Here is a 10,778-nt window from a genome sequence, read left to right as displayed (position 1 = left end):
GGGGGGTGCTTGAATCCCCCCTCCAAGTGGTCTAGATTGCGGACCTTATGAGCGACCTCTACGCCTCTCTCCAAGTCTCTGCGGACTTCCTCCGCCGCGCCGGCGCGCCGCGCCCCGATCTCGCGGTGATCCTCGGCTCCGGCCTGGACGGGCTCGCCGAGCGCCTCGAGGGGCGCCTGAGCCTGCCCTTCGCCGAGATCCCGGGCTTCGCCGACTCGACGGTGGACTTCCACGAGGGCACCCTGCACTTCGGCCGCCTGGAAGGCCTCGCACTCGCCGTGCTCGCCGGGCGCCTGCACTACTACGAGGGCCACAGCATGGCGCAGGTGGTGCATCCCCTGCGCAGCCTGCGCCTGCTCGGCGCCGAAGGGCTGATCGTCACGAGCGCGGTGGGGGGGCTCGCGCCCGCGCTCGAGCGCTCGGCGGTCGTGGCCGTCAGCGATCACATCAACCTGATGGGCGACAACCCGCTGATCGGCCCCAACGACGAGCGCCTGGGCCCGCGCTTTCCCGATCTCTCGGCGCCCTACACACCGGCCTGGCGCCATCTGGCGCGGGACGCTGCCGCCGCGCTGGGCTTCGCGCTGCCCGAGGGCGTGCTGGCCGCGGTGGCCGGGCCCAATCTCGAGACGGCCGCCGAGTATCGCTTCCTGCGCCGCGCGGGCGCCGATCTCGTCGGCATGAGCATGGTGCCCGAGACCCTGGCCGCCGTGCACCTGGGCATGCGCGTGCTCGGCCTGGCCGTCGTCACCGATCTCTGCGACCCGGATCACCTCGAGCCCGTGGCGGTGCCGGCGATCCTCGCGGCGGCCGCCGACGCGCGGCCCCGGCTCGAGGCCCTGCTCGTCGCCTTCATCCAGACGTTGAATCGACGCGAAGGTGGGATGTCATGAGCGTTGCGCGCGGCGGGACTTCTTACCCCGCCCTGGCCAAGGACCCCCTCAGCCTCGAGCGCGCGGTGAGCGCGTACTGGGAGGCGGCGCAGCTCTTCGCGCGCACCCAGAGCAAGGCCGAGGAGCAGGCCAAGCCCCACTTCATCTTCTACGAGGGGCCGCCGACCGCCAACGGCAACCCCGGCGTGCACCACGTCATCACGCGCCTGGCCAAGGACGCCGTCTGCCGCTACAAGGCGATGGACGGCCACTTCGTCCTGCGCAAGGCCGGCTGGGACACGCACGGCCTGGCCGTCGAGCTCGAGGTGCAGAAGGCGCTGGGGCTCTCGACGAAGGCCGACATCGAGGCTTACGGCATCGAGGCCTTCAACGCGGCCTGCCGCGAGAGCGTCTTCCGCTACGAGCGCGAGTGGCGCGAGCTGACGCGGCGCATCGGCTACTGGCTCGACCTCGAGAACCCCTACATCACCTGCACGGCCGACTACGTGGAGTCGGTCTGGTGGCTGCTCCGCCAGCTCTGGGACGCGGGCCTGATCTACGCCGGGCACAAGGTGATGCCCTACAACCCGCGCCTGGGCACCGTCTACTCGAGCCACGAGGTGGCGCAGGGCTACGAGGAGGTCGAAGATCCCTCGCTCACGCTGCGCTTTCCGCTCGAGCACGAGGACGGCAGCCTGCTCGTCTGGACGACGACGCCCTGGACCCTGCTCTCGAACGTCGCCGTCGCCGTGCACCCCGAACTGACCTACGTGAAGCTGCGCCTCGCCGACACGCCGAAGGCCGAGGCCGAGTCGGTGATCCTCGCCGCCGACCGCGTCGCCGCCGTGATCGGCGATCGGCCGAGCTACGAGCTGTGGCGCATGAAGGGCGCCGAGATGGTCGGCTGGCGCTACCGGCGCCTCTACGACTACGCGCCGGCACCCCGGGGCAAGCGCATCGCCGAGGTGATCCTCGCCGACTTCGTCAGCGCCGAGGACGGCACGGGGCTCGTCCACATCGCGCCCGCCTACGGCGCCGACGACTATGAGGTCGGCCGCGCGCGGGGCCTGGCGATGGTCGATCTCGTCGGCCCCGACGGCAAGGTGCGCCCCGAGGCGACGCCCTTTGCAGGCCTGGACTTCAAGGCCGCCGATCCGCCGATCATCAGGGAGCTGACGGCGCGCGGGCTGGTCTTCGCGCAGGCGAAGGTGCGGCACAGCTACCCGCACTGCTGGCGTGACCACGGACCGCTCATCTTCTATGCGCAGCCCGCCTGGTTCATCCGCACGACCGAGCTGCGCGACCGCTTCCTCGCGGCGAACGCCGCCGTCGACTGGGTGCCGCCCGAGATGGGCGAGAAGCGCTTCGGCGACTGGCTGAAGGGCAACATCGACTGGGCGCTCTCGCGCAGCCGCTACTGGGGCACGCCGCTGCCGATCTGGGTGAGCGAGGACGGCCAGCGCGCGCACTGCGTCGGCAGCTTCGCGGAGCTGCGCGAGCTGGCGCTCACGCCGCTCGCCGAGCCCTTCGACCCGCACAAGCCCTTCGTCGACACCATCGAGCTGAAGCACCCGGAGACGGGCGAGCGCCTGCGCCGCGTGCCGGATGTCATCGACGCCTGGTTCGACTCGGGGGCGATGCCCTACGCCCAGTGGCACTACCCCTTCGAGAACGAGGAGCGCTTCGCGGGCCAGTTCCCCGCTGATTTCATCTGCGAGGCGGTGGACCAGTCGCGCGGCTGGTTCTACAGCCTGCTCGCGCTCGGTGTCTTCCTGCGCGGTAAGGCGCCCTACAAGCGCGTGCTGGTCAGCGGGCACGTCGTCGACGCGCAGGGCAAGAAGATGAGCAAGTCCCTGGGCAACCGCGTCGATCCCTTCGCGCTGCTCGACAGCGAGGGCGCCGACGCCATCCGCCTCTACATGGCGACAGCCGGGCCGCTGTGGACGGCGCTCAAGTTCGACACCGGCGGCCCGCGCGAGATGAACGCGAAGACCCTGGGCACCCTGCGCAACAGCTACGCCTTCCTCGCGCAGTACGCCGAGCTGGACGGCTGGACGCCCGGCTGCGCGACGCCCAGCTTCAGCCTGCTCGACCGCTGGATCCGCTCGCGCTTCGAGACCCTGGTGCGCGAGACACGGGCCGATCTGGACGCCCTCGACCTCACGCGCGCCACCAAGAGGTTCTGCGAGTTTACCAACGAAGAGCTGAGCAACTGGTACGTCCGGCGCAGCCGCCGCCGCTTCTGGAAGGGGGCGATGAGCCCCGACAAGGCGGGCGCCTACGAGACGCTCTGGGGCGTGCTCGAGGGCAGCGTGCGCCTGGCCGCGCCATTCATTCCCTTCCTCAGCGAGGCGATCTACCGCGGCCTGCACGGTCTGGATCTGGCGGGCGACGACGCTAGGAGCGTCCACCTGGCGAGCTACCCGCGCTCCGAGCCCGCGCGCCGCGACGAGGCGCTCGAGGAGGCGATGGCCGGCGTGCTCGGCGTGGTCGGCCTCGGCCGCACCCTGCGCAACCTCTCCGGTCAGCGCACGCGCCAGCCCCTGCCCGGCTTCGCCGTCGCCGGCGGCGGCCCGGCGCTCGCCCGCGTGCTCGCCGACGAGGCGCTGCGCGAGCTGATCCTCGACGAGCTGAACATCAAGCGGATCGACCTGCTCGCCGACCCGGGCGAGCGGATGCGCTTCGTCGTCAAGCCGCGCTTCAAGCTGCTCGGCCCGCGCCTGGGCGGGGCGATGAAGGCGGTGGCCGAGGCCCTGGCCGCCCTGCCGCCCGCGGCCGTGCTCGCGGGCTACCGCGAGGGCAGCCTGAGCGTGAGCGCGCAGGGCAAGCAATTCAGCCTCGCCCGCGAGGAGCTGGACTTCCTCGTCGAGCCGCTGGGGAACTTCGCGGTGGGCATCGAGGGCGCCCTGGCTGGCGCGCTCGACCTGACGATCGACGCCGCGCTTCAGCGCGAGGGGCAGCTGCGCGAGCTGATCAATCGCGTGCAGAACCTGCGCAAGAGCGCCGGGCTCGCCGTCTCCGACCGCATCCGCCTGCGCTGGACGGGCGGCGAACGGACGCGGGCGACCCTCGCCGAGCACGGCGAGCGCCTGGCCGAGGAGGTCCTCGCCCTCAGCGTGACGGAGGGCCTCGCGGAGGCAGGCGCCCGGGAGCGCTATCAGCTGGCCGGCGAGGAGGTCACGGTTGAGCTCGAAAAGGCCTAGCACCGACTGGGCGCTCTTCCTGGCGACGGTGCTCGCGGTGCTGGCGGTGGACCTCCTGACGAAGCACCTTGTCACGGCCGGGCTGTGGCGGGACAGCTACCTCGGCGGCATGCTGCGCATCACGCGCGTGGACAACCCGGGCGCGGCCTTCGGGCTCTTCGCCGGCGCGCGCGGCGTCTTCATCGCCGTCAAGCTGGCGGCCCTGCTCGTGGTCCTCGGCCTGCTCGGCCGCGGCCAGAGCCGGCGCCTCGTGCTGCCCCTCAGCCTCGTCTTCGCGGGGGCGCTGGGCAACCTGGTCGACCGTCTGCGCGCGGAGGGCCACGTGATCGACTTCATCGACCTGAGCGTGGCCGGGAAGCACTGGTACGTCTTCAACGTGGCGGACGCGGCGATCAGCATCGGCGCCCTGCTCATCGTGCTCGGCCTGCTGCGCGCGGAGGCGGAGGCCCGGCCGGCGGCGCCCGCCGACGGCGCCTAGCGCCGGTGGCCGCCGGCGAGGAGCGGCGCTTCACGGTGCCGCCGGCGGCGGCCGGCCAGCGCTTGGACGTCTTCCTCGCCGAACAGCTCGCCGAGCGCAGCCGCAGCGCACTCGCCCGCCTCATCCGCGCCGGCGCCGTCGAGCTCGACGGCCGCCGCGCGCGTCCGGGCGAGAGCCTGCGTGCGGGGGACCGGCTGACGGTCCGTCTGCCCGCCCCGCAGCCCCTGACCCTGACGCCGACGGCCATCCCGCTCAGCATTCTCTACCAGGACGAGCAGCTCGCCGTGATCGACAAGCCGGCCGGCCTCGTCGTGCACCCCGCCGCCGGCCACAGCGAGGGCACCCTCGTGCACGCCCTGCTCTACCATCTCGAGGGGCTGGCCGGCATCGGCGATCGCCTGCGGCCGGGTATCGTCCACCGTCTGGACAAGGACACCAGCGGCCTGTTGCTCGTCGCCAAGACCGAGCTCGCGCAGCGGCGCCTGAGCGCCCGGATCGCCGAACGCGCGGTCAAGCGCGAGTACCTGGCCCTGGTCTGGGGGCAGCTGGCCACCGCGAGCGGTGTCATCGACGCGCCGATCGGCCGCGATCCGCGGCAGCGCCCCCGGATGGCCGTGCGGCCGGACGGCGGGCGCCCCGCCCGGACGCGCTTCTCGCGCATAGACAGCCTTTCGGGCTTCGACTATATTCGCTTGGAGCTGGAGACGGGGCGGACGCACCAGATCCGCGTCCACCTGGCGCATGTCGGCCATCCCGTGTTCGGCGATCCCCTGTACGGCGGCCGCCGGGTGCGCGCCGAGGGGAGATCGCGCGAGGAGCGCGAGACGCAGCGCGAGCTGCTCGCGCTGCTCGGCCGGCAGGCCTTGCACGCTTGGCGGCTCAGCTTCGAGCACCCGTTCACCGGCGAGCTGCAGGTCTTCACGGCCCCGCTGCCGCCAGACATGCGCGCAACCCTGGCTCGGCTGGGGTGCGCGCACCCGATGCCAGACGACTAGAAGGAGTGCCGCATGAAGGTCAAGACTCGCGAGGCGGGGCAGGTAGTGGTCTTCGAAATCAGCGGGCAGGTCATGGGCGGGCCCGATGCCGACACCTTCCACGAGTTGGTGAAGCGTCACATCAACGAGGGCAAGAAGCAGATCCTCATCAATCTGGGCAAGGTGAGCTGGATCAACAGCACGGGCCTGGGCATCCTCATCGCGGGCTACACCTCGGTGCAGGACGCCGGGGGGCAGTTCAAGATGGCGAACATCTCCGGGCGCATCGAGTCGATCCTCATGGTGACCAAGTTGGCCGGCATCTTCGAGACCTACGAAACCGAGGAAGAGGCCCTGGCGAGCTTCAGCTCGTGAGGACCGTCGCGCAAATCGGGCGGGTAGGGGCGAGAGCATGAGCAGCAAGAACAATGGCGTCGACGTGCTGCGCTGGGATCTGCCCAGCGACTTCCGCTGGCTCGGCGTCATCAATGCGGCCCTCCAGGAGATCGGCCAGGCGCTCGACTGGGACCAGGCGGAGCTGAACCAGATCTCGATCGCCAGCATCGAGGCGGTGAGCAACGCCATCGAGCATGGCAACCGCTTCCGCAGCGAGCTGCGCGTCGGCGTGGAGCTGGCGCTGAGCGAGACGCGCTTCTGCATCACGGTCAGCGACGGCGGCCCCGGCTTCCCGCCGGAGCGCCTGCGCGCGCCGGCGCCCTCGCCCGAGGATCCCGCGTTTCTCGGCGCCCGCGGGCGGGGCATCTTCATCATGCGGGAGATCATGGACGCCGTGCGCACGCGGCGCGATGAGAGCGGGCGCTTCACGATCGAGCTGGAGAAGGCCGTCAGCGGCGGCGCCGATCACTAGCCCCAGCGGCCAGGGAGACAGGGATGGCTCCTGAGACCTTCCTGCCCGTCATCTATTTCGTCGCCGGCGCCTTGATGCTCGTCTGGGGGCTCGGCCTCCTGCGCCGCTTCGGCGGCGAGCAGCTCCATCGCGTCGTCGCCTTCATGCTCTTCTTCGGCGGCATCGCGCCGATCCTCGCCGGCGTCGGTCTCGTGCAGCCCAAGAGCGACCAGGGCGAGATCGTCCTCCTCGGCGGCTTCCTCGACCGCTTCTCCTACACCTGGGAGTTCTTCTTCCCGACGCTGCTGCTCTTCAGCCTCGTCTTCCCGCGTCGGCGGGCGATCCTCGACCGCTTCCGCGCGCTGCCCGTGCTGCTCTACCTGCCCCACGTCGTGCACCTGCTGCTCATCCTGTCCGTGCGGCGCGTGGCGCCCTCGGCCTTCCTCGGCCCGGTCCAGGAAACGGCCAGCCGCTTCGGCGGGCAGCTCTCCGCGCTGGACACGATCTGGTCCCTCGGCGTCTCCCTGCACTCGCTGCTCTTCCCCGGCGTCAACCTGCTGATGGGATTGACCCCCCTCGTTCTGCTCGCCCGCAGCGAGGACCTGCGCCGGGGCGTCAACCTGCGCCGGCAGCGGCTCCTGCTCAGCCTCGGCTTCGCGCTGCCCCTGACCGGTTATCTCCTGGCGGAGGCGCTGCCGATCTTCCTCGGCGGGCAGCCCTCGGCGACGCTCAAGCCGCACCTGCTGGCGGCCTCGATGATCCTCTCGAGCGCAGTGGTCGCCTACGCGGCGATCCGCCACCGCTTCCTGCGCATCCGGCTGCTCGCCCGCCGCGGCGTGCTCGACGTGGCCGTCTCGCTGCTGCTCGCGCTGCTCTATCTGTTCCTGCTCAGCCGCTTCCAGGCTCTCTTCACGGCCTATCTCGGGACCCTTGGCGCGCTCTTCGAGGCGGGGCTGACCGTCTTCGCGATCATCCTCTTCCAGCCGCTCCTGACGCGGATCGAGGATGTCCTCGATCGCCGCTTCTTCGGCCACAGCGGCGATCCCCGGCGCGACGCCCTGCGCCGGCTCGGCGCCCGCCTGGGCGACGTCGGCCAGCTCGAGGAGGTGGAGGCCGCACTCTCGCCCGTGTTGCTGGACGTCTTCCACGTCGACCGCAGCCGGCTTCTGGTCTGGCAGTGCCCGCGCGCGGAGGGCGCGGCGCCCGATCCGCAGTGGTTCCGCGATCTGGCGGCCCACCACGAGCACTTACGCCTGCTCGTCGAGCCCCTGCACTGGCGGGAGTTCCGCGCCTGGTCGCGGCGCAACGCGCTGCCCGAGCCGCCGGAGTCTCCGGTCTGGGACCAGGTGCTCGCCCTGGTCGACGAGGGCGGCTGCCGCGGCCTGCTGCTGCTCGGCCCGCGCGAGGGCGGCGGCAGCCTGCGCGGCGCCGAGCGCGAGCACCTCATCCTGCTCGGCGCGCAGCTGACCTCGGCCCTGCGCAATCTCGCCCTGCTCGGCGAGCTGCTCGACAAGCGCCTCATCGAGGAGGAGATGCAGCTCGCCTTCCGCATCCAGTCGGGCCTGCTGCCGAAGGAGAAGCCGCGCCTGCCCGGCCTGCGCCTGCCCGGCCACAGCCGGCCCAGCCGCCAGGTGGGGGGCGACTACTACGACTGGCACGAGACGGAGCAGGAGCTCTACTTCGTCATCGGCGACGTGTCGGGCAAGGGCATTCCCGCGGCGATGCTGATGGCCGCGCTGCAGGCCTCCTTCCGCAGCATCGTGCGGCGCGCGCTGCCGCCAGGCGAGGTGCTGCGCGAGCTGAACCAGATCATGTACGAGAACAGCCCGCGCGATCGCTTCATCACGCTCTGGCTGGGCCGCCTGCGCTGCGCAGCCGGTCAGCTCGAGTACGCCTCGGCCGGCCACCCGGCGCCATTGCTCACGCGGGCGAGCGGCGTCACCGTGCCCTTGCAGGAGGGTGGCGTCGTGCTCGGCGCTTTTCCCGGCCTGCCCTTCGCGACCTACAGCATTCCCTTCGGTGCCGGCGACCGTCTGGTCTGCTTCACCGACGGGGTGAGCGAGACCGAGAACGAGACCGGCGAGCAGTACTCGGACAACCGGCTGGCGGAGTCGCTGGGCAAGCTCAACGGCGATCCGGAAGCCGTGATCGCCGCGCTCCTGGCGGACATCGCGCGCTTCAGCGCCCGCGGCGAGCCGGAGGACGACTGCACGCTGCTCGTGCTCCAGGGCTGTCCGCCGACGGCGGTCTCCCTGATCGCCTCGGAATCGAGTGGCCGTGCTGGTTGAGCGACCCCGCGTGCTGGGCCTCGATCCGGGGCGTGTGCGCGTCGGCCTCGCGCTGAGCGATCCGCTGGGGATCACGGCGCAGGGGCTGCCCAGCTTCGTGCGTGGCCGGGGCAGTCTGCTCGCGCACCTGGCCGAACTCATCGCGCAGCACGCGGTGGCCCGGCTCGTCGTCGGCCTGCCCCGCCGTCTCGACGGCAGCGAGGGCGATGCGGCCCTCGCGGCGCGGCGCCTCGCCGCCCGCCTCGCCGAGCGCTTCGGCCTGCCGGTGGAGCTCTGGGACGAGCGCCTGACAACGGCCGCCGCGCGCCGCAGCTTCCCGCCGGGCGAGCGCCACGACTGGGATCGCCTGGCCGCGGTCTTCATCTTGCAATCCTGGCTCGACGCGCAGGTCGACCCCGACCGGGCGCGGGAAGGAGAGGAGGCATGAGCCCCTGGCGACGCGCCGGGCTCCGGCTGGGGGCCTTCGTCCTTCTGCTGCTGATGGCGGGCGGGCTGGGGCTGGGTCTCGAGCGCGCCTGGCGCCGCACGCCGGCGGCCGCGGCGCCCGACACGATCCTGATCATCGCGCCGGGCAGCAGCTCGCGGGGGATCGCGCGACAGCTGGTCGCTGCGGGCGTCCTGCGCTCGCCGCGGGCCTTCTTCTGGGGTCTCGGCCTGCGCGGCGACGCGGGGCGACTCAAGGCCGGCCGCTACCGCTTCGCGCGGCCGAGCAGCCCGGCGGCGATCGCCGGCGCGCTCACCGCGGGCCGCACGGAGCCGCTGCGCCTGACGCTCCGCGAGGGCCTCTGGCTCGACGAGAGCGTGCGCGCGATCGCCCGCCAGCTGGCGCTGGATTCGCTGGCCGTCGCGCGTCTCGTGCGCGAGCCGCGGCGCTGGCCGGCCCACGACTTCCTCGCCGGCCGGCCGAACCTGGAGGGCTTCCTCTTTCCCGACACCTATGCCTTCGAGTACCCCGTGCAGCCGGAAGCGGTGGTGGAGACGCTGCTCGCCGCCTTCGCGCGGACCCTGCGCGAGCTGCGCGCGAGCGCGCCACCCGGCCACCCGCAGGATGTCCTGGCCTGGACGACCCTGGCCTCCATCGTGGAGTCCGAGGCCCGTCTCGACGACGACCGGCCTCGCATCGCGCGCGTCTATCTGAACCGCCTGGCGCGCGGGATGCGCCTGGAAGCCGACCCGACGGTCCTCTATGCGCTGGGCGAGCGCCGCCTGCGCGTCACCTACAGCGACCTGCGCGTGGACTCGCCCTACAACACCTACCGGAACACGGGGCTGCCGCCGGGGCCCATCTGCAGCCCGGGTCGGGCCAGCCTGGCCGCGCCCCTGGCGGCGGATCCAAGGGACCGCAGCCTCTTCTTCGTCGCCGACGGGAAGGGCGGTCACCGTTTCGCGGCGACCTATGCTGAGCACAAGCTGAACGTGGCCGCCCTGCGGCGGCTGCGAGCGTCCGGCTCCTGAGCGCCGTGCTGGCGGCCGCGCCCGCTTCTTGCTAACCTAGGGCCATGCAGCTGACGCCCCTCGACGATGCGCTTCGTGCGAAGGAATCCGAATTGCGGCGCATCCTCGCCGAAGGCGGCCGGACCTTGCTCGCCTATTCGGGGGGCGTGGACTCGGGCTATCTTGCGGTCCTCGCGCGCGAGGTGCTGGGCGAGCGCCTCACCGCCGTGCTCGCCGATTCGGCCTCGCTCGCGAACTGGGAGCGCGACGAGGCGCTGGCCTTCGCCGCGGAGCAGGGCGTTCCCGTCCGCGTGCTCGCCACGCAGGAACTGGAGAACCCGGACTACCGCGCCAATGCGCCGGACCGCTGCTTCTTCTGCAAGCAGGAGCTCTTCCAGCGCATGGAGGCCCTGGCTGCCGCGGAGGGCTTCCAGACCCTCGTCTACGGGGGCAATCGCAGCGACCTCGGCGAGGAACGCCCGGGTGCGGACGCCGCGCGGCGCTACCGCGTGCGCGCGCCGCTCGCCGAGGCGGGGCTCGAAAAGGACGAGATCCGCGGCCTTGCCCGCGCGCGGGGTCTCTCGATCTGGGACCGCCCCGCCCGCGCCTGTCTGGCGAGCCGCATCCCCCACTTCAGCGAAGTGACGGCCGAGAAGCTCACGCAGCTCGGCGAGGCGGAGGG

The 10,778-nt window shown here is 72.0% G+C and carries 10 protein-coding genes; all 10 read left to right on the top strand.

All coding sequences use genetic code 11. The features are described from left to right. The first annotated feature begins 47 nt into the window (after positions 1-47). The gene (locus tag FJ251_09680) at positions 48-893 is read left to right on the top strand and encodes a purine-nucleoside phosphorylase (GenBank protein MBM4117987.1); all 846 of its coding nucleotides are present in this window, start codon (positions 48-50) and stop codon (positions 891-893) included. Continuing rightward, positions 890-4,075, top strand: a complete 3,186-nt coding sequence (locus FJ251_09675) for an isoleucine--tRNA ligase (GenBank protein ID MBM4117986.1) — start codon at positions 890-892, stop codon at positions 4,073-4,075. The genes FJ251_09680 and FJ251_09675 overlap by 4 nt, the downstream gene beginning before the upstream one ends. Continuing rightward, positions 4,029-4,553 carry a signal peptidase II gene (lspA, locus tag FJ251_09670; protein MBM4117985.1) on the top strand — a complete coding sequence of 175 codons (525 nt, stop codon included), beginning with the start codon at positions 4,029-4,031 and terminating at the stop codon, positions 4,551-4,553. Before FJ251_09675 ends, lspA begins: the two co-directional genes overlap by 47 nt. Before the next feature lie 5 nt (positions 4,554-4,558). Then, positions 4,559-5,548 (top strand): RluA family pseudouridine synthase, encoded by a 990-nt coding sequence (locus FJ251_09665; GenBank protein ID MBM4117984.1) that lies wholly within the window; start codon positions 4,559-4,561, stop codon positions 5,546-5,548. A gap of 12 nt (positions 5,549-5,560) precedes the next feature. Then, positions 5,561-5,902 carry an STAS domain-containing protein gene (locus FJ251_09660; protein MBM4117983.1) on the top strand — a complete coding sequence of 114 codons (342 nt, stop codon included), beginning with the start codon at positions 5,561-5,563 and terminating at the stop codon, positions 5,900-5,902. Between the two features lie 37 nt (positions 5,903-5,939). Then, on the top strand, positions 5,940-6,395 hold the full coding sequence (locus FJ251_09655; protein ID MBM4117982.1) for an ATP-binding protein: 456 nt from the start codon (positions 5,940-5,942) through the stop codon (positions 6,393-6,395). Between the two features lie 23 nt (positions 6,396-6,418). Further along, a complete protein-coding gene (locus tag FJ251_09650) occupies positions 6,419-8,662 on the top strand; it encodes a PP2C family protein-serine/threonine phosphatase (GenBank protein ID MBM4117981.1) in 2,244 nt (747 codons plus the stop codon). Further along, the gene (gene ruvX / locus FJ251_09645) at positions 8,655-9,089 is read left to right on the top strand and encodes a Holliday junction resolvase RuvX (GenBank protein ID MBM4117980.1); all 435 of its coding nucleotides are present in this window, start codon (positions 8,655-8,657) and stop codon (positions 9,087-9,089) included. Before FJ251_09650 ends, ruvX begins: the two co-directional genes overlap by 8 nt. Beyond that, positions 9,086-10,117 carry an endolytic transglycosylase MltG gene (gene mltG / locus FJ251_09640; protein MBM4117979.1) on the top strand — a complete coding sequence of 344 codons (1,032 nt, stop codon included), beginning with the start codon at positions 9,086-9,088 and terminating at the stop codon, positions 10,115-10,117. The genes ruvX and mltG overlap by 4 nt, the downstream gene beginning before the upstream one ends. A gap of 44 nt (positions 10,118-10,161) precedes the next feature. Then, a partial coding sequence (locus tag FJ251_09635) for a TIGR00268 family protein (GenBank protein ID MBM4117978.1) occupies positions 10,162-10,778 on the top strand: 617 nt, incomplete at its 3' end.

The sequence above is a fragment of the bacterium genome, from assembly GCA_016873475.1.
Classification (GTDB): domain Bacteria; phylum Krumholzibacteriota; class Krumholzibacteriia; order JACNKJ01; family JACNKJ01; genus VGXI01.
Note: the sequence above shows the minus strand (reverse complement) of the source record. Positions and strands in the feature narration are given on the sequence as shown.

Excerpts from the sequence above, each read along its gene's own strand:
- FJ251_09650 (MBM4117981.1), top strand. The coding sequence starts at position 6,419 with ATGGCTCCTGAGACCTTCCTGCCCGTCATCTATTTCGTCGCCGGCGCC.
- FJ251_09675 (MBM4117986.1), top strand. The coding sequence starts at position 890 with ATGAGCGTTGCGCGCGGCGGGACTTCTTACCCCGCCCTGGCCAAGGAC.
- FJ251_09655 (MBM4117982.1), top strand. The coding sequence starts at position 5,940 with ATGAGCAGCAAGAACAATGGCGTCGACGTGCTGCGCTGGGATCTGCCC.
- FJ251_09660 (MBM4117983.1), top strand. The coding sequence starts at position 5,561 with ATGAAGGTCAAGACTCGCGAGGCGGGGCAGGTAGTGGTCTTCGAAATC.
- mltG (MBM4117979.1), top strand. The coding sequence starts at position 9,086 with ATGAGCCCCTGGCGACGCGCCGGGCTCCGGCTGGGGGCCTTCGTCCTT.
- FJ251_09680 (MBM4117987.1), top strand. The coding sequence starts at position 48 with ATGAGCGACCTCTACGCCTCTCTCCAAGTCTCTGCGGACTTCCTCCGC.